This is a genomic window from Almyronema sp. (genome assembly GCF_052168255.1).
Lineage (GTDB): Bacteria > Cyanobacteriota > Cyanobacteriia > Phormidesmidales > Phormidesmidaceae > Sphaerothrix > Sphaerothrix epifaneia.
Genome location: NZ_JBQLZL010000004.1, coordinates 52107 through 72324 on the forward strand (window position 1 = coordinate 52107; position 20218 = coordinate 72324).

General features: G+C 50.1%; 12 protein-coding genes. 9 read left to right on the forward strand and 3 right to left on the reverse strand.

The genetic code is table 11. The annotated features are described in order from the left end of the window. Positions 1-1394, reverse strand: a 1394-nt coding sequence (locus tag ACTS3T_RS00760; protein WP_462934621.1) for an NACHT domain-containing protein, incomplete at its 3' end; no start/stop codon positions are given. A gap of 120 nt (positions 1395-1514) precedes the next feature. Here ACTS3T_RS00760 and ACTS3T_RS00765 point away from each other — a divergent pair. Further along, complete coding sequence (locus ACTS3T_RS00765; RefSeq protein WP_377963518.1) at positions 1515-5309, forward strand: PAS domain-containing sensor histidine kinase; 3795 nt, start codon at positions 1515-1517, stop codon at positions 5307-5309. A 74-nt stretch (positions 5310-5383) separates the two neighbouring features. Here the strand turns inward: ACTS3T_RS00765 and ACTS3T_RS00770 are convergent, their stop codons facing one another. Then, positions 5384-6337, reverse strand: coding sequence for a phosphoribulokinase (locus tag ACTS3T_RS00770; protein ID WP_377963516.1), 954 nt, complete (start codon positions 6335-6337; stop codon positions 5384-5386). 370 nt (positions 6338-6707) lie between these two features. Here ACTS3T_RS00770 and ACTS3T_RS00775 point away from each other — a divergent pair, with 370 nt between their 5' ends. Continuing rightward, the gene (locus ACTS3T_RS00775) at positions 6708-7766 is read left to right on the forward strand and encodes a ParM/StbA family protein (RefSeq protein ID WP_377963514.1); all 1059 of its coding nucleotides are present in this window, start codon (positions 6708-6710) and stop codon (positions 7764-7766) included. Further along, a complete protein-coding gene (locus ACTS3T_RS00780; protein WP_377963512.1) occupies positions 7748-8008 on the forward strand; it encodes a hypothetical protein in 261 nt (86 codons plus the stop codon). The genes ACTS3T_RS00775 and ACTS3T_RS00780 overlap by 19 nt, the downstream gene beginning before the upstream one ends. A gap of 89 nt (positions 8009-8097) precedes the next feature. Here ACTS3T_RS00780 and gltB read toward each other — a convergent pair whose 3' ends face one another. Next, complete coding sequence (gene gltB / locus ACTS3T_RS00785; RefSeq protein ID WP_462934627.1) at positions 8098-12768, reverse strand: glutamate synthase large subunit; 4671 nt, start codon at positions 12766-12768, stop codon at positions 8098-8100. A gap of 880 nt (positions 12769-13648) precedes the next feature. Between gltB and ACTS3T_RS00790 the strand changes: the two genes are divergently transcribed. The 6 genes from ACTS3T_RS00790 (at position 13649) to fusA (ending at position 20215) form a co-directional block, all read left to right on the forward strand. Then, positions 13649-15493, forward strand: a complete 1845-nt coding sequence (locus tag ACTS3T_RS00790; protein ID WP_377965405.1) for a phosphodiester glycosidase family protein — start codon at positions 13649-13651, stop codon at positions 15491-15493. Positions 15494-15854: 361 nt separating this feature from the next. Then, positions 15855-16280 (forward strand): cupin domain-containing protein, encoded by a 426-nt coding sequence (locus ACTS3T_RS00795; protein WP_377965403.1) that lies wholly within the window; start codon positions 15855-15857, stop codon positions 16278-16280. A 173-nt stretch (positions 16281-16453) separates the two neighbouring features. Beyond that, positions 16454-16795, forward strand: a complete 342-nt coding sequence (locus ACTS3T_RS00800; RefSeq protein ID WP_377965401.1) for a HesB/IscA family protein — start codon at positions 16454-16456, stop codon at positions 16793-16795. A 153-nt stretch (positions 16796-16948) separates the two neighbouring features. Further along, positions 16949-17320 (forward strand): 30S ribosomal protein S12, encoded by a 372-nt coding sequence (gene rpsL / locus ACTS3T_RS00805; RefSeq protein WP_377965399.1) that lies wholly within the window; start codon positions 16949-16951, stop codon positions 17318-17320. A 248-nt stretch (positions 17321-17568) separates the two neighbouring features. After that, the gene (gene rpsG / locus ACTS3T_RS00810; RefSeq protein WP_377965397.1) at positions 17569-18039 is read left to right on the forward strand and encodes a 30S ribosomal protein S7; all 471 of its coding nucleotides are present in this window, start codon (positions 17569-17571) and stop codon (positions 18037-18039) included. A gap of 100 nt (positions 18040-18139) precedes the next feature. Then, on the forward strand, positions 18140-20215 hold the full coding sequence (gene fusA, locus ACTS3T_RS00815; protein ID WP_377965395.1) for an elongation factor G: 2076 nt from the start codon (positions 18140-18142) through the stop codon (positions 20213-20215). The last annotated feature ends 3 nt before the right edge of the window (positions 20216-20218 follow it).

Sequence of the window (20218 nt, forward strand, 5' to 3'; positions counted from 1 at the left end):
GCCGTCAGATATTCTTGAAACGTCAAATGCGAAAACGAATAAACCTCTCTCGCCCGCTCGACTAAAATTCCTTGCTGTACTTCAATTTCTCGCAGAATTTTTCCCGTCTCTAAATTAGGCGCATTGGCATTATCGGCTTGAAAATTTCGGATTTGATCTAAAATATCTTGCTTAGGGAAGAAAAGCTGATCGTCCACAAAGCTGGTGTAGGCAATTTCTGCTAACAGCTCTAGTTCTAAGTCAGCCCCAAACTGTTGATAAATCGGTTCATTGTGTAATCGCTTTTCTGCTGCCCATTTCCGCAACAGCACGTCTAAGGCTCCGCCATAAACTTGATGTCGCTTTTTAGGTAAATCCTGAAGCTCATCGTAAATTACACACAGCAAAGTCAGCAGCAGCGGCGTTTGGGCAAGTTCCTTGGCTGCTTTGTAATCGGCGCTGCTAAGCAACTGCCAGCAGCGCTCTGCTGTGTGTGTTTCTAGGTCACGCAGTTTTTGAAACCAGTTGTAAATAAACCGTTCAATCTGGGCATCTTCAAACGCCGCCATGGCCACATCGTTAAACCGCCTAAAGCCACCAAAGGTATACGCCGCCACCCGGCACGAAGCGATAAAGCGGTTTTTACTGTAGCAATCTACAAGATTTTCAATTTCGGTAATGGCCTGATTAAAAGCCTCCGTTGGCATTTCGTCTAAGCCATCTAACAAAACCAGCAGCTTGCCGCTTTTCAAAAACAGCTTCGTAAATTCCTGTGCCTGCGGGAAGCCGCACAGCTCAAACTCATTTGCAATAAAGTCTTTAATCTTTAGTGCTTTAGAGTCGAACTGCCGCAGCTCTAGCATGACTGGAATGCATTCATGCCCGTAATAGCGTTCTTGAGGTTCCAGTAAGCTATCCGGCGCTTGCGACGCAAAGTTCACAATGGCATGGCGTCGCAGCGCTTCTAGCCCCATCTTCCTCAAAAAAGTTGACTTGCCCACCCCCGGCCCACCCAGCACCATCAAATAGGGCTGCTCGTTAGCAACTTCAATCCCCTGCTTTTTCTTCGCTTTGTGGAAGTCAAAACCGCGCCTGCCGCTCTCGCGAAACAAGTCTTGTAACGACGCCGTAGATTCGTAATAGCGCAGTGCCGATCGCGGTAGCAGTTGTACAGCCGTATAAATCTCATCCAGCTTTACCGGCTTATCCATGCCCACACAGGCCACCTTCAAAATGCCGTGGCGATCAGCGTAGCGCTGCACATACTTTTGCACCGCCCGGTTAAAGTTGTGCTTTTTCAGTAGATCAAAATCGGCTTTCTCAAGTAATTCGCCGCCTTTCTCTCTCATCACCTGGCCAATCAAGCCAGTTAGCCCAGCCGTAGCAGCACCAATCAGCGGCTCAAATCCAGTCATAAGGGGTGAGATTAAGACAGATTGCCCACAGTATAGCGCTGCCAGTGCCGCCGCCTTTTTTTTGGGCACCTTAGAAACAAGGTAGCGCCCAGTTTTGTTTTTGTTCCCTATTTTGTTGCTATGGACTGCTTAGCCCTGGTTACCAGTGTCGTTAGCCAGATTTCAGACCCTGCGTTTGTGCAAACGACTCAGCACCAATGGCTTTTCGTCAACGATGCCTTCTGCAAGCTAGCGGGTTATGCCGCCGCCGATTTGCTCAAACAGCCTCAGTCTATCTGGCCAGATGACGCTAGCCACACGTTGCAAACGGCTATTTCGCACCTGCAAGCAACGCAGACGGCTTCAGTCGTTTCTTTGCCCATGCAACTGGCTCAGGGGCAGCAACCCGTGACGGTGCAACTGTCATTGTTGCCTCAAGCATCTACCCCGCTGATTTTGGGGCTGATCAAACCAATCGAGCCGCCCGCTTTGCCAACGCTAAACCAGGGGCAGCCATCGCTAGAGCAGTTGCAACTGTTGGTGAAACAAGCCCCTGTAGCGATCGCCATGTTAGACACCGACATGCGCTATCTCATCACCAGTCAGCGCTGGTTAGAAGACTATGGTTTAAGCGATCGCGACCTGACAGGCCAGTCTCATTACGACGTTTTTCCTACCATCCCCGATCGCTGGAAAGCAGTTCACCAACGCTGTCTTGCCGGAGCCGTAGAGTCTTGCGAAGAAGACCCTTTTTTCCGTGAAAATGGCAAAACCGACTGGATAAAGTGGGAAGTTCGCCCCTGGTACAACGCGGCTGGGCAGATTGGCGGCGTGGTGATGCTGACGGAAATCATTACAGGGCGCAAGCAAGCCGAAATGGGTTTGCTCCAGTTCAACCTACAGCTAGAAAACAAAGTTTCTCAGCGCACGGCAGAACTAACCGCCGCCAACGAAATGCTGCTTTGCGAAGTTCGCCAGCGCAAGCAAAACGAAGACTGCTTTCAGCTTTTAGCCGAGCGCACCGGGCAGCTCATTTACGACTACGACCTGACAACGGGCGGCATTACCTGGGCTGGGGCAATTCAAAAAATTACAGGTTGCCCCCCGCAAGAATTTCAGGCGGTAGATATTGCCACTTGGGAAGCCCGAATTCACCCCGACGATCGCCAGCAGGCTTTGGCTTTGCTCGATCAGGCAATGCAAAATAAAGCCAAATACCAGGTAGAGTATCGCTTTTGCCAAAAAGACGGCACCTACATCTACATCGAAGACAGCGGCATTTTTCTCACCGATGAGGCCAATGAAGTTCATCGCATGTTGGGGACGATGAACAACATCAGCGATCGCAAGCAGGCCGAAATTAAACTCCAAAATTCTGAGCAACTGCTACGAACGGTGATGAATACCTTACCGCAGTCGATCTTTTGGAAAGACTGCGATTCTGTGTACTTGGGGTGTAACCGCAGCTTTGCTCAAGATGCCGGATTGATGGATCCGAACTCGGTGGTGGGCAAAACTGACTACGACCTACCCTGGACTCAGGAAGAAGCAGACGCCTTTCGCATCTGCGATCGCCGGGTAATTAAGACCAACCAACCCGAACTACAAATTATTGAGCCGCAAAGGCAAGCCGATGGCAAACAAGCCTGGCTCATTACCAACAAAGTGCCGCTCCACGACGCCAACGGCAACACAATTGGCATTTTAGGCACCTACGAAGACATTACTGCCCGCAAAGCAATAGAAACTGCCCTGCGCGATCGCGAACAGTTTTTGCGTAGCGTCTACGAAGGTTCCGAAAACCCAATTTTCGTCGTCGATGTGCTCGAAAACGGTAAGCTGCGATTTGTTGACATCAACCCAGCCGCTGAACGAGCGCTGCAAATCAGCCGTGATCAGCTCAAACAGCGATCGCCGCGCCCTCAAATACAACCGCACTATCAACGCTGTCTGGTGCTAGGACAAGCCGTCAGCTACGAAGAGTGCCTCACCCTCCACGGCGAAAAAACCTGGTGGTTCACCACCCTCAACCCGCTCAAAGACGAAGCCAACCAGGTATACCGCATCGTCGGCACCACCCTCAACATTACCGATCGACAAAAAATTGAAGAAGCCCTACGCCAAAGCGAACAGCGCTTTCGCGACGTTAGCGAAGCCGCAGGTGAGTACCTGTGGGAGATCAGCGCTGACGGCATCTACACCTTTGTAACCGACAAAGCCAAAGCCGTGAAAGGCTATGCTGCCAGCGAACTTCTGGGTCATTCTCTGTTTGATTTTATGCCGCTAGAAGATGTGGCAACCGTCAAAACCCTGTTAGCCCAAGCCTCTGAGCAAAAAAGCAGCTTTACCCTAGAACATCGCAACCTAGCCCCTAACGGCGAAATTGTCTGGGAGCGCGTTAGCGGCTTACCTCTGCTCAATCAATCGGGTCAGTTTATTGGTTTTCGCGGAGCCGGACTCAGCATCACAGAGCGTAAGCGCACAGAACAAGCCTTGCAAGAGCAGGCTCAATTATCCGAATTCAGAGCCGAAATTGACTCAATTCTGGCTCGGGAAGAACAGCTCAAAACCATGTTGCAGCGCTGTTGTGAAGTGATCGTTCAGCGCTTGGCGGCTGCCTTTGCCCGCCTGTGGACGCTCAATCCTGAAGATAACGTTTTGGAACTGCAAGCCAGTGCTGGCTGGTATACCCACCTCGATGGCGGTCACAGTCGCATTCCCGTGGGGCAATTCAAAATTGGTTTGATTGCGGCTGAACGCCGACCGCACCTAACCAACGATGTTTTAAGCGATCCGCATGTAAGTGATAAAGCCTGGGCTAAACGCACCGGGATGGTTGCCTTTGCAGGCTACCCGCTGATTGTAGAAGATGAGCTGTTAGGTGTTGTCGCCGTTTTTGCTCAGCATCCGCTAAGCAACTCAGTCTTAGAAATTCTCTCTTTCATCGTCACTGAACTGGCGCTAGGCATTAAGCGAAAGCAAGCCGAGCGTTCTTTAGTGCAGTCGGAAGCGCGATTTAGACAGCAAACTCAAGAGTTAGAGCAGACAGTTTTAGAATTGCAGCGCACACAAATGCAGCTCATTCAAAGCGAGAAGATGTCTAGCTTAGGAGAACTGGTGGCTGGGCTAGCCCACGAAATCAACAACCCGGTGAGCTTTATCTTTGGTAATTTGGTTCATGCCAAAGGGTATGCTCACGATTTGCTGCGATTGGTTCAGCTTTATCAAACTCACTACCCCAACCCAGCAGCGGCTATTCAGCAAGAAATCGCAACCATTGAGCTTGACTTTTTAGTGCAGGATCTCCCCAAGCTGCTCAGTTCCATGGAAATAGGGGCTAAGCGGATTCAGCAAATTGTTCAGTCTTTGCGAATTTTTTCCCGCATGGACGAAGCTGAAGTCAAAACCGTGGATATTCACGAAGGTATTGACAGCACCTTGATGATTTTGCAAAATCGCCTGCGAGAACAGGCTCATCGCTGCGCTATTGAGGTGATTAAACGCTACGATGCGCTGCCGACGGTTGAATGCTATCCAGGGCAGCTCAACCAAGTCTTTATGAATTTACTCAGCAATGCGATCGATGCTTTAGAAGAGGCTTGGCAGCAGAGCCAATCTGCTGCTGCTCAAGCCGTTTCCTATCGCCCTACGATAGAAATTTGCACTGAGCTAACCCGCGATCAATACGTCGTAATTGATGTGATTGACAATGGCGCTGGCATTTCGGAAACCGTACAGCAGCGCATTTTTAATCCCTTTTTTACAACCAAATCAGTAGGCAAAGGAACGGGGATGGGCTTATCTATTAGCTACCAAATTATTACCGAAAAACATGGTGGCAGCCTAACCTGTGCCTCTACCCTGGGCAAGGGAACCCGCTTTTCGATTCAAATTCCCCTTTCGCAGACCGTTTCTTACCCACTAAAAAGTAGCTAAGACTTTGTGGACTTTGCCGTCTTTAGCTGCAGCGAAAATTCGCTCTGCTGCCGTCAGCCTGCCAAAACAACAAGTTAAGGACTGGCTAGCTGTCGCTGAACTTTGTCAGCTTTGAGCATGTGATAAGTGATCATAAGCTGAGTCAGGGCTAAGGGGTAGCTTTGCAACGTTTCGCCTGTGGTACCCACAACTTTGCCAATATTTTGGTTGCCCTCTAAGCTACAAAACTGCCCTAGATAAGGAATTTCGTTGCACAAAACCCGCTCTAATTCTTGAACTTGTTCGGCTGTAGCATGACCGTCAATTTCTAAAACATCAACGGGTTTGCCCATGTCGCGATCTAAGCCTAGTCGCACAGCATCTCCCAGGTGGTTTCCCTGGTCGTTGAGGATATGGGTAAAGTCAGGATGGGGAATGGTTGGCCGTAAAACCAGCCGCACATTTAAGAGCAAATCGTCTTGACCTTGATCGTCATCAGGGGGATAAAAGCTCACAATCACATCTGACCATTTGCGCTGGGGACGAATAAACGCTTCTGAGTCTGGTTCTCGCTGCTCTAGCTGAACTCTGACTTGGTCTTCGGTGTAGCCGCGCTTGCGCGTATCGCGCTTGATTTTCCAGTTGTAGCGTAACGTTTCGGGGGGAGCCAGATAGACCTTAACGTCATAGTATTCACGGGCGATCGCTGTAGAGTAGCCCAAAAGCCCTTCTACAATCACAAATTTTTTAGGCTTGATATATTCTGGCGGATCAAACTTACCCGTGCTGTGATTATAAATAGGCTTGAGAATAGATTCACCTTCTCGCAGCAGCTTCAAATGTTGCTGAATGATATCAATGTAGTTGCAGTCGGGATGAAGCGCTGAAATCCCCATTTCCTTCCGCTGCTGGCGATCGTAGCGATGATAATCATCTGTGCAAATAGCGGTTACCTGATCTTCTCCCAAAATCTGGGCAATGCCTCGCGTTAGCGTAGTTTTACCGGCAGCACTATCTCCTACGATACCCAGAATAATGGGACGACTCATAGTTCCTCCGAGGCAAGTGAATAAGAGCAAGCAAACAAACTGGTCTAATTGTAGAGATGAACGGGACGAGTCTCAAGATTTTCTTAATCTCTGCCGCTGCGACTGGGAGCAATATCCACCTCGCTCTGCTTGCTTTGGCGCATAAATTCCGCCCTACTTTGAACAGGTTGAGTCTGAATCTCCTGACTTTTAACGAGGTATGGACATGAAATGGTTATTGCAAGGGCAACGGCTTATCCGCCATTGGCTCATCGGTTTAAGAAAGTTATGCAATCGCCTCTGTTTTCGCCTTGGCATTGGCAAAAGAAGTGATATAGTACAAAAGTATTACTGGGGACAAACTTACCCAAACCACCCAAGGGGGAGACCCATGACCACAGCTACTCAGTCTAAAGTGACAGCTAAACGTCGGACAGCGGCCAAAACGCCGGAAGTCCCGGCTCAACCAACCAACTTAACTGTCATGCGTACACTCGCGCTAGACGCTGGTAACTATGACCTCAAATTTTTTGATGGTGTCAGCCATCCTAAAGCGATTCGTTCGGTACGCTATCAGTTACCTCAGGGTCGGGATGCTGTTCGCTACTCAGAAGCTTCACCCTTAATTGAGCTAGCCGACGGTACTCGCCATCATTTTGGTGCCCAAGCTTACAAATATCGGCGGCAGCAACAAACGGTCATTGAAAACAAAGTTGAGTTGGCTCGGCTGCACCTCTATGCCTGTCTTGAGCCGATTAACGGTTCGTTGTCAGAGTTTCCGCTAACGCTCTATCTTTCTACCCCTGAACCTGCTAAGCATGCTACGGCTCTAACAGAGCAACTTCTAGGTCGGCACGAGTTTAATCGCAATGGACTCGATTTTCGTATCGAGGTTGAGTCCGTTGTGGTTGAAAGAGAAGGGATGGGGGCTTATTACGCCGCCAAACATCAGGGGTTGATTCCTGATAGTGGTTATACCATCGTGATCGATATTGGTGGTGGCACCTGGCTAACCCGTCTGGTGGATGCCGAAGGGGAAGTCATCGACGAGAACGTAATGAACCGGGGAGGAACCTACGAGCTGGCTACAGCGATTAGTTTCGATCGCCGCTTGACTAATGACCTGGGCACCACGGCAGATCCGAGCGTGGTAATGGACGGCTTTCGGGGTCATCACGTTTATGCCGACACGGGGCTAACGTGGGCGGAATGGCTAGACGAATATCTAGATCCCTGGTTTAAGGGTATTTTTCAAACGGTCAAAGCGCAGTACACCCCCTACATGCCTCGGGTGACACGGTTTTTGGTGACAGGTGGTGGTTCTCACTTGATTGCTCATCGATTGGAAGGCCGTAAGCTTTTTGCGGTGATGGCAGAACCCCAGTTTGCCAATGTTCGCGGCTTGTTTTCACTTTCGACGGATACGCAGCTATGCATGACAACAAAGTAAGACTTAGTCCAGATGTACTCGATAAGGCTCAGCAAATTGCCGATGCCTGGGGCTTAAAAAATGCCAGGGCTGCGGTTGAAGCCGTCTTTCGTAAATATTCAGATGAATATTTGCACGGCAGGCTGCGATCGCCTGAAGGGTTTTCACCCTTAGCGCCGACCTCTATGCCTTCTTTATCGTCGGCCAATGCAGAAGCCAATTGTGAAGCTCTAGATGCTTTAGATGATTTGCTAGCCCTTTAAAGCTGACTGGTTAATCGTAACTACTCTTAATCAAACGGCGCAGTCTACTCGCTGCGCCGTTTGGTTTATTCAGCTATTGAGCAGGATTGCTAAACCGAACTGAGAACTTTATCTTCTTCAGAAAGTTCAGGATTAGCTTCTGGCGTGTCGGCTTCCGAAGGGGGCACAATTTGCCAGAACTGGGGCAGATAGTCTGACCAATGGGCTAGAATCTGCGATGCTTTGGGGCTACCTGTACGCTCAGCATGGGCTTGAATCAAAGACTTGAGCTGTTGTTCACCCGCAGCCGTCAGAACTCGCTGCACTTTGACAATTTCCGGGTTTACCTTAGTGGGGAAGCCGCCTTCTTCGTCTAGAAAATAGGCTAGTCCACCTGTCATACCCGCCCCAACGTTGCGACCAACTCGGCCTAGCACCACAACGGTTCCCCCGGTCATATACTCACAGCAGTGATCGCCTGCCCCTTCAATGACGGCTTGACCTTTGGAGTTGCGCACTGCAAAGCGTTCGCCTGCTTGCCCAAGCGCAAACAGCGTGCCCCCGGTTGAACCATACAAACACGTATTGCCAACAATGACATTTTGCGAGGGATCGTAGGCGATGTCAGGCATCGGTTTGATGATAATTTCTCCCCCGTGCATGCCTTTGCCCACATAGTCGTTGGCTTCGCCTTGCAGGGTTAAAATCATCCCTGGTAGGTTGAAGGCTCCAAAGCTTTGCCCTGCACTGCCTTCAAAGTTCAGATTGAGCTGACCTTCAAAGCCAGAGTTGCCGTACTTTTCGGCAATAACGCCGGCGATTCGAGCGCCTATGGTGCGATCGGTGTTAATTACGGCGACGGTTTTGCTGGCGCTACCCTGACTTTGAATCGCCTGCTGAATAGCTTCATCGGCCAAAAGCTCATCATCTAGAACAGAACCGTTACCGTGAATGTCGCCATGCTGTAGCCAACTGCGATCGCTGCGCGTATCGGGCAGGCTAGTTAAACAGGTGAGATCTAGCGCCTTGGTCTTGGTGAGTTTGACATCTTGGCGGGGTAGCAGTAAATCAGCACGACCGACAATGTCTTCAAGCTGACGGTAGCCAAGTTTAGCTAGCAGCGATCGCACTTCTTGAGCCACAAAGTAGAAGAAGTTGACCACATGCTCTGGAATTCCGGTAAAACGCTTGCGCAATTCTTCTTTTTGAGAAGCGACACCTACCGGGCAGTTGTTGGTGTGGCAAACGCGCGCCATAATGCAGCCTTCTGCAATCATGGCAATTGAACCAAAGCCAAATTCTTCGGCTCCCATCAACGCCCCCATCACCACATCCCAACCCGTCTTCAGCCCACCGTCTACGCGCAAAGTAACGCGATCGCGGAGCTGATTCAGCAGCAGCACCCGATGAACTTCTGTAAGTCCTAGCTCCCAAGGGGCACCTGCGTGCTTAATAGAACTAAGGGGTGAGGCTCCTGTGCCGCCATCGTGACCCGAAATTTGAATCACGTCCGCATTGGCTTTAGCCACGCCAGCCGCAACGGTACCAATGCCAATCTCGGCCACCAGTTTGACTGAAACCCCGGCTTTCGGATTGATCTGGTGCAGATCGAAAATGAGCTGTGCCAAATCTTCAATTGAATAGATGTCGTGGTGAGGCGGCGGCGAAATCAGCGGCACCCCTGCCTTAGAACGGCGCAGCATAGCAATATAGGCGCTGACCTTTTTACCCGGTAGCTGCCCTCCCTCTCCTGGCTTTGCCCCCTGTGCCATTTTGATCTCAATTTGCTGAGCATGCATCAGGTACTCAGGGGTGACGCCAAAGCGACCAGAGGCGACTTGCTTAATAGCTGAGCTAGCCGTATCGCCGTTGCGTAGCCCTTTGAGGTGAGGAAAAGTTGACGAGTTGCCGCTAGCATCTACGTCTGCTAAAACCTTGAATCGCACCGGATCTTCTCCGCCTTCGCCAGAGTTGGATTTGCCGTTGATCCGGTTCATGGCGATCGCCAAAACCTCATGGGCTTCTCGCGACAAGGCACCTAACGACATCCCCCCGGTACAGAAGCGCTCCATAATTCGCTCGGCACTTTCAACTTCTGCCAGCGGAATCGACTCGCGATCGCTTTGAAAATCAAGCAAATCGCGCAGGGCTGTCGGAGGACGATTAGCCAGTTGCGCTTTATAAATGGCGTAGTGATCTGGCTGCTGGGTTTCGAGCGCTTTGTGCAACAGCTTGGTCATTGCTGGGTTATTCATGTGGTACTCGCCCTTGGGTCGAGCTTGAATAAAGCCCATGTTTTCCAGCCGCTTGCTGGTTAGTTCCGGGAAGGCGCGCTGGTGGAAAGCAATGGTTTCTTGAGCCAAATCAGCCACGCTCAAGCCACCTAAGCGAGAAGTGGTACCGCGAAAGGCCAGCTCAATCAAGTCAGCGCCCAGACCAATGGCTTCAAAAATCTGTGCCCCTTGGTAGCTGGCCAGCAGCGAAATGCCCATTTTAGAAAGAATTTTGAGCAATCCCGCTTCCACCGACTTACGGTAGTTAGCTTGTGCGCCGTTGAGGGTGGTGACTGGCAATTTCTCCGTTTCCATCAGCTTTTGCGTGCGGCTATCGGCCCACCAGTGCCGTACGCTTTCTAGCGCCAGGTAAGGACAAACTGCACTGGCACCATAACCCAGAAGACACGCAAAGTGATGCGTACTCCAACACTGAGCCGTATCGACCACGAGGGAGGTTTTCATCCGCAATCCTTGACGGATCAGGTGATGATGTACCGCACCGACCGCTAGCAGTGGCGGCATATACGTTTGCTCAGCCGTGATCTGAACCGCTTCCCCGGTAGCGCCAACGCGATCGCTCAGAACTAAAATTTCTTTGCCTGCGGTGACGGCTGCTTCTGCCTGTTGACAGAGGGCAGCGATCGCCTCGGTTAAACCGTCTGGCCCTTTTGCCAAATTGTAAATAGTTGAAAGCGTAGCGTTGTCAAAGCCAGCGTGCCGAATTTGCTCCAACTCATTTTCATTGATGACGGGCGACTCCAGCTTGAGTAGCCGTGTATGTTCAGGGGTTGCTTCTAGCAGGTTACGGCGCTCTCCTAGCTGCGTTACCAAAGACATCACTAAGCGTTCTCGCAGTGGGTCAATCGGAGGATTGGTAACCTGGGCGAAGCGTTGCTTGAAGTAGTCGTAGAGTAAATGAGGTCGCTCAGAGAGAACTGAAAGCGGAATGTCATCCCCCATACAAAAGGTCGGCTCTTTGCCCTGAGCGGCCATGTCCTGAATGATCATTTCCAGGTCTTCGGCAGTGTAGCCAAAAGCAGTTTGCTGGGCTAAGATTTGCGAGTCGTCTAGCAGATTCTGCTCGCTAAAAAGCTGGGGTTGAATGTCTTGGCGATGTTTTTTAATCCATTCACCGTAGGGTTGCTGCTGAGCGACCCGTTGCTTAATAGCCCAGTTGTGCAGAATTTCATGACTTTCCAGGTCAACGGCAATCATTTGCCCTGGGCCTAACCGCCCCTTCTCTAAAATTTCCTCGGTAGGAATATCGACGACACCCGCTTCCGAAGAAACAATAATGTAGCCGCTCTTGGTCACTAGGTAGCGGGCTGGGCGTAAACCATTGCGATCGAGGGCGGCTCCAATTTGTTTGCCGTCACTAAAGACAACCAAAGCAGGGCCATCCCAGGGTTCTTGAATGCCGCTGTAATATTCGTAAAAATCAACAATCTCAGGATGGTTAACCAGGTCTGGCTGATTCATGTAAGCCTCTGGCACCATCATCATCAGCGCTTGCAGCGGGCTACGGCCTGAATGCACCAGCAACTCCATCACGTTGTCTAAATTGGCTGAGTCGCTGTTATCAGCATTGACCGTGGGTTTCAGGTCTTGTAAGCGATCGCCCCAAACTGGGTGCGACAAGTCTGCCTCCCGCGCTTTCATCCAGTTGAGGTTGCCGATGAGCGTGTTGATCTCGCCGTTGTGGCCAATCAGGCGCATGGGGTGGGCTAACGGCCACTTCGGCATGGTGTTGGTGCTAAAGCGACGGTGATAGACCGCAAACGGACTGATGTAATCATCGTTCTGCAAATCTTGGTAAAACAAACCCAAAACTGCAGAGCGAACCATGCCTTTATAAACAATGGTGCGGTTTGATAGAGAACAAACGTAAACGTCTTGCAGGGCTTGCGCTACTTCTGGCGATCGCGCTGTAGATTCTTGCGTGAGCCGCTTGCTTACCCGCCGCCGCAGTAGGTAAAGCTGACGCTCTAACTCGGCCCCCGTTACTTGCTCAGCAAAAAGTAAAACTTGCTCTATATGGGGTTGATGCTTACGGGCTTCAAGACCCAAGACCTCAGGCTGTACGGGAACGGTTCGCCATCCCAGTACCCGCATTTTTAACTCATCTGCCACCTGGGCAAAAGTGTCGTGAACTAGGCTCACCGCCTCATCGCTTTGGGGCAAAAATACCATGCCTACGCCAATCTGCTCAGGCTGAAACTGCTCAGAACAACCCTGAGATTCAGCCCAGGTTTGCAGCAACTGCCAGGGAATCGCTGTCATCACCCCGGCTCCGTCTCCAGAGTCTTGATCTGCACAACAGCCGCCCCGATGCTCCATGCAGTCTAAAGCCGTGAGCGCTTGCTTGATCAAGCCATGACTCGCTCGACCATATTGATCAGCGACAAAGCCAACCCCGCAGGCGTCTCGCTCTTCAACTAGCCACCGAGGCCCCCAAGACCTTACCAGCGCTCTTTGATCGGCTAATTGATTGTCGTTTGCATGCATGTTATCCATGAGGCGATACATCTCGAATGGTCTACAAGTGAACGGCTGTTGGGCATTCCATCAGTGACGGAAAATCGGCTTGAGAAACTTTGGTGAGTCACTCAGCTCTAAGACTTGGGTTGGGGTGAGCCAACCTAATTTGCGTTGGCTCTGTAATCATAATAAATGTTTAACATTTTAAGATTGTCAAGCTTAGCAAACAACTGTTTGCGGTTACGCTTTTCGCCCTTCAAATGTTCGGTTTTACGGTGAGCCAGCTCTATTTGTAGGCCACAGAGATAGCTGGCTTGCGACCAGTTTTGCTAATGACAAGTAATCAAAAGCTAGAGCTTGTCAAGTCATCTGTCGGCACCAAAACCTACCAAAGACTCAGCCGCCTGATCGCTCAAAAGCGGCAAAAGCCATCATCTTTGAGCGCAAAAGAGTTCTGGCGACGGCTCCCTAGCTTTGACAAATTCAAACCGCTTTTAGGCAAGAAGGCTCGTTTTATCACTTAACTGCTCTGCGTTTTCTCCCCGTCTGCAATCAGTTCTTCCTTAGAAAATTTCATTGTTTTGAAAGCAAAGTCGCTATCAGCCAGAGTTGCTAATTTTAACAGCTAAATTTGCTAATTTTTGTATTGTTTTTAGCAAACAAATCTAGCAAGTCTTTTACAGAAGGACTGGGCTTACCTGAGCAATTTGACCCGTTATTCAAGCAACTCGCCAGGTCGCTGAGGAACTTGCCCCCTTTCACCGTTCATAAAACTTGAAGAAACGGTAACTGATCCTGCCAGCGCCCAGTTGTCTCTGTACTTATCAGAACGGTCGGTCTGTAAACTGAGTATAGCGTTTCTCAAGCCGCCCTATGAATCTTTTGAGATCCCAGCCCAGGAGTTGAATTGCTAAATCAGAAAGGGTTTGTTGCCACTGGTATGGCTGCGATCGCACCGCTGATCGCTTTGACTTTGGTAGCGATACCGTCACCCGCTCGATCAGCCGGGGGCGGTGAAGGCTTTTATTCCATGTCGTCTCAAGTCAGTCGGCCAACCACCGCAATGACGACATTTTTTCAAGCGATCGCAGCGGAGCCGGAAACGGCAACCTGGGAAGTTAGCGCTACGGGTGAACAAGTTTCGCTCAATGGCCGATTGCTGGCTCTGCCCTGGCAAATGCGCAATCAGCAAATTGGGCTATCCGATATTAGCCTGTTGCAACAGATGGGCTTTCATTTACTAGATACGCCAAACCCCAGCCAGCAACCTGTCCATTGGTTCTCTACCGAGTCTGCCCCCGTTGTGCTGGGGGCATGGGGCGATCGCCAGTTTCGCTATCTGGATATTGCCTCCTTAGCGGCTACTTATGGCTGGCAACTACAACCGTCGGGCAATATCTTACAAATCAAAACGCCTATTGGATCGGTTTCGGGCATTCGCAGCGGTCAGCAGCCACGAAGCGATCGCATTGTTTTAGACCTGTCACAACCTGTCACAACTCAGCTAACTCAAAGCCCAGGCACATTTAACCTCACCGTGGATGCCACAACCCCGGCGGTAACCCTGGCTGAGTTCAATCGTCGTTCGTCGTCTAGCCAAATTCAGATCACTTCTACTACCCAGCAAACTGTTTTGCAAGGCTCAATCAATAGCGATCGCCAAGTCAGAGTTTGGTCACTTTCAAACCCTGACCGTTTGGTCATCGATATTCGTGCCGACTCTTTGGTGCCTCAAAACATTCAATGGGCGGCTGGGCTAGGCTGGCATCAGCAATACATTTCAGTTTCCGGCCAAACCTTTCCGGTTTACTGGCTTGCGGTTGACCCCACAGACCCTCAGCTCAAGTTACGGCCTATCTGGAGCGATTCAGTTACTGTTGTTGGCACCACACCTTTAACAACGATGGCGCGTCGTTGGCAAGCCGCCGCCGCTATTAACGCTGGCTTTTTTAACCGCAACAATCGCCTACCGCTGGGGGCGATTCGTAGCGATGGCCGCTGGATATCGGGGCCAATTTTGGGGCGCGGTGCAGTGGGTTGGACGGATGCAGGCGAAGTTTTAATCGATCGGCTGGCTCTGCGCCAAACCCTGGTGACTGCGGCTGGCGAGTCTATTGCCGTACAGGGGATTAACACAGGCTATGTGCAGGCCGGGGTTGGCTTGTATAGCGCCGATTGGGGAGCCGCTTATACGCCCATTACAGGTAGCGAAACCCTGGCACGCGTAGAATCAGGTGCAGTTGTAGGCCAGGTTGCAGCTAGCCCAGATTCCACCACAATGATTCCGCTATCTGGTTTTTTGTTAGCCGTGCGCACCCACTTAGCGATCGCCAGTCAGTTAACCCCCGGTACGCAGCTTACCCTCGAAACTGAAGTGATTCCTGCTGCCTTTAGCGATACACCTTATGTAGCTAGCGGTGGGCCGTTGCTACTCAGTCGAGGAACCAATGTGCTAAACCCCCAGGCTGAAAGCTTTAGCGCTGCCTTTGGTGGGCAAGCCGCTCCCCGCAGTGCTATTGGCCGAACTGCGACCGGGCAAGTTCTATTGGCTGCCGTTCATGTAGGGGCGCAGGGGCGAGGGCCAACGCTAGCAGAACTGAGTGTGATTATGGAGCAATTAGGGTGTGTAGATGCGCTGAACTTAGACGGGGGAAGTTCAGCTAGCCTCTATCTGGGTGGAACGTTAATCAATCGCCCTCCCCAAAGCGCCGCTCGCATTAATAATGCCATCGGAATCTTTTTACAGCCTTAGACGTCAGGGTTCAAAGCTAGCTGGGGTGCGGTTGCAAATTTGTCGGCGATCGCAACTTCATAAAATTTCGGTTCACACCAAAGCAACTGGATAAAGAATTAGTGTAGATGGCTGCTTTTTACAGTCAATTACCTGCGCTCGGCAATTAGGGTTGTTATAGTTGCCTCCAGTGGGCGTCTTTTCGAGTCAGCGCACCTACTGCTCGCTTGAAGATTTTAAAGTAGCCAAAGCAAACTGAAGCAAGCAGAAAACAATAACGGTTGGGGAATACTAACGGTTAAGGATATCGGTAACGGTTAAGACGATCGGTTGTACGGTTTCAGGTTCATCTTTAAAGAGTATTGGTTCAAGGAGAGGTTCAGTGGTTCAGACTAAAGAGCTTGCACAACCCAGCACATTACCGTCACCTGCGTCTAACACAGGCAAAGGGGTCGCAGCGACAGAACTAAGACCTTGGGGTTCTTTTACTGTCTTAGAGGAAGCGCGGGGCTATAAAATTAAGCGCATTGAAGTTAAGCCTGGGCATCGCCTTAGCTTGCAAATGCATCATCATCGCAGTGAACACTGGATTGTGGTCTCTGGCACTGCAAAAGTCACCTGCGGTAGCGAAGAAATTCTATTGTGCAGCAATCAATCGACTTATGTTCCCCCGTGTACGCTGCACCGCTTGGAAAATTCCGGTGTCATTCCCCTCATTTTGATTGAAGTGCAGAACGGCGAGTACTTAGGGGAAGACGATATTGTTCGCTTCCAAGACGACTACGCCCGGGCAGAATCGACCAAATAACACTTCGCTTTCGGTGAATCTGGTGAATCTTAAGTAAGAGAGTTCTGTTTCAAGAAGTTTTAGAGACGGCCAGTTTGGCGAAGAGGGTTATCTCTTCGCCTTTTGTTATTTTGGTTATTCCAGGCTGATGTTAACGTTGTTTTGAGAATACAAAAAAGTAGACCTCTCATTCCATGATTCATCTAAGTCCTGCCGCTGCCAAAGAAATCAGCCGCTTGCGCTCTCAATCTCATCTTCTAGATGCTAGTTGCCGAGTTGGGTTCGAACCAGGCGGATGTTCTCAGTGGTACTACACGCTGGATTTTAGTCAAGCTGCCGCGATCGCTGAGGAAGACGTTGTCTATGTCGTCCACAACATCAAACTCGTTGTCAATACTCAGCACCTGGGTTATTTAGAAGGTTTGGTAATTGACTACTCAGAAGACTTGATGGGTGGTGGCTTTCGATTCCACAATCCCAATGCGGCTGAACATTGTGGTTGCGGCCATTCTTTCTCAATGGGCGTGGTTGGCTAAAGCTGTGCCACGGAAAAGCGACTTTATTCGCAAAAACTGCTTTCCCAATTGAAGACGGCTGCTGCAAATCAATATTGACAATTTGATTTCCAAAAAGGTACTATTAGAGCTTGTGAAAACTTAAGCCGAAAGAGTACTTCATTCTCGCGATTTATGCCCACGATTCAACAGCTGATTCGCAGCGAACGTCAAAAAGCTAAGAAAAAGACTAAATCCCCAGCTCTCAAAAGCTGTCCGCAACGTCGGGGGGTTTGTACCCGAGTTTATACCACTACACCGAAGAAACCTAATTCAGCCCTTCGCAAAGTTGCCAGGGTGCGTCTGACTTCTGGATTTGAGGTCACTGCTTACATTCCAGGAATTGGGCACAACTTGCAGGAACACTCTGTCGTTATGATTCGAGGGGGTCGAGTTAAAGACCTTCCTGGGGTTCGCTATCACATCATTCGCGGTACGCTCGACACAGCGGGTGTGAAAGATAGAAAGCAAGGACGCTCGAAATACGGGGCTAAGAAGCCTAAATAGAGTGAAAAGAGTGAAAGCGATCGCTGATGCGTGATTTCTCAAACGCTGGAGTTTGCCAAAAATAGCTGACTAGACCAGTCCAAAACGTTGAGAAGGGTTGAAGTCGATGCCAAAATCGGCACGACCGCAGATGGATGAAGAGTTCTTTCGGTTTTGGGTCGATTAAGGGTTTACTTTCCAGGTTTTAGCACTTTTGCTTCAGCCTTTCTTATTGTCTGAGAAGAATTTGTTGCTTTTAAGGTTGTTTTATGTCTCGTCGTTCCACGGCCCAGAAACGTCCCGTTCCCCCCGATCCGGTTTATAACAGCCGCTTAGTTAGTATGATGGCGCGCCGAGTCATGCGTAGTGGTAAAAAGTCGCTTGCTAATCGTCTGATTTACAATGCCTTTAAAGTCATTGAAGACAGAACAAACGGCGACCCCCTAGAAGTGTTCGAAACGGCTGTCAGAAATACTACGCCTCTAGTAGAGGTTAAAGCCCGTCGAGTCGGCGGAGCCACGTATCAGGTACCGATGGAAGTTCGCCCCGAAAGAGGCACAGCCTTGGCGCTGAGATGGCTGACCCAGTTTTCTCGTCAGCGCTCTGGTCGTAGTATGGCTACCAAGCTGGCCAACGAACTGATGGATGCGGCTAACGAAACCGGAAGTGCTGTTCGCAAACGGGAAGAAACGCACCGTATGGCTGAAGCCAACAAAGCATTTGCACACTATCGCTACTAAGCCAGAACGTTGTTGCAACTAGATTCCAGCGTATAGAATCTTAAACAAAGGTCGCAGATCATGAATGCTTGTTCTGCGACGAGGTATCAAGGAGGTAGCTGTGGCACGTAAGACCCCACTTGAGCGAGTCAGAAATATTGGCATTGCCGCGCATATTGACGCTGGCAAGACCACCACAACAGAGCGAATTCTGTTTTACTCCGGCATCATTCATAAAATCGGTGAAGTGCATGAAGGCAGTGCGGTCACCGATTGGATGGAGCAGGAACGCGAACGGGGAATTACGATTACGGCTGCTGCGATTAGCACGAGCTGGAAAGATCATCAGATCAACATCATCGACACACCTGGGCACGTAGATTTCACCATAGAGGTGGAGCGTTCTATGCGGGTATTAGATGGTGTGATCACGGTGCTTTGCTCAGTGGGTGGTGTCCAGCCACAAACAGAAACGGTTTGGCGTCAGGCAGATCGTTACAAAGTTCCTCGGATCATCTTTGTCAACAAGATGGATCGGACTGGTGCGAACTTTCTCAAAGTTTACGATCAGGTACGCGATCGTCTACGGGCCAATGCGGTGCCGATTCAGCTCCCCATTGGCAGTGAAGATAACTTCCGAGGAGTCGTTGATTTGGTTCGGATGCGAGCTCGAATCTACAACGACGATTTGGGGGTTGATATGGAAGAAACTGAGATTCCAAGTGAAGTTAAAGCGCAAGCTGAAGAGTTTCGCAAGCTGCTGGTAGAGGCAGTTTCTGAGACAAACGACGACTTGATGATGAAGTACCTTGAGGAAGAAGCCCTAACCGAAACAGAGATTGTTTCTGCACTGCGGCAAGGAACCCTCAAGGGGACTATCGTCCCCATGTTGTGTGGCTCTGCCTTTAAGAACAAAGGCGTGCAGTTGCTGCTAGACGCTGTGGTTGACTATCTGCCTGCTCCTACAGAAGTTCCTCCCATTCAGGGCATTTTGCCTAATGGAGAAACAGCTGTGCGGCATGCCGACGATGATGAACCGTTAGCTGCACTCGCCTTTAAAGTTATGTCTGACCCCTATGGTCGGCTAACTTTTGTTAGGGTTTACTCAGGGATCTTGACCAAAGGGAGCTACGTCTACAACGCTACCAAAGGGCAGAAAGAGCGAATTTCTCGCCTAATTGTCCTCAAAGCAGATGAACGTATTGAAGTAGACGAATTACGTTCTGGTGATTTAGGAGCTGCTTTAGGCTTAAAAGTCACAACCACAGGGGACACCATTTCCAGTGAAAGTAATCCTGTTGTTTTAGAGTCGCTATATATTCCTGAGCCTGTAATTTCTGTGGCGATTGAGCCAAAAACCAAGCAGGATATGGAAAAGCTGTCTAAGGCTCTACAAGCTTTATCCGACGAAGATCCTACCTTCCGCGTCAGTATTGATCCAGAAACCAACCAAACGGTTATTGCCGGAATGGGTGAGTTGCATCTGGAAATTTTGGTGGATCGGATGTTGCGGGAGTTTAAGGTCGAGGCTAACATTGGGGCTCCTCAAGTTGCCTATCGAGAAACTATTCGCAAGTCAGTGAAAACGGAAGGTAAGTTTGTTCGGCAAAGCGGAGGTAAAGGGCAGTATGGTCATGTCGTGATCGAGCTAGAGCCAAGTGATCCTGGCAGTGGTTTCGAGTTTGTCTCTAAAATTGTGGGTGGTGTCATTCCCAAAGAGTACATTGCTCCTGTTGAGCAGGGCATGAAAGAGGCTTGTGAATCTGGTATCCTAGCTGGGTATCCAGTGATCGATTTAAAGGCCACTCTTGTGGATGGGTCATACCACGAAGTAGATTCTTCCGAGATGGCTTTTAAGATAGCTGGCTCTATGGCTATTAAGGATGCCGTCATCAAGGCCAATCCTGTTCTCCTTGAGCCTAAGATGAAGGTTGAGGTTGAAGTTCCTGAAGAATTTTTGGGAGACGTTATGGGCGACCTTAACTCTCGTCGAGGCCAAATCGAGGGCATGGGCTCTGAAGAAGGTCTCGCCAAGGTCACCGCCAAGGTTCCTCTGGCTGAGATGTTTGGTTATGCTACCGACATCCGCTCTAAGACGCAGGGTCGCGGCATATTTTCAATGGAGTTCAGTAGTTACGACGAAGTACCGCGTAACGTCGCTGAAGTAATTATCGCTAAAAGTAAAGGGAACGCATAGATA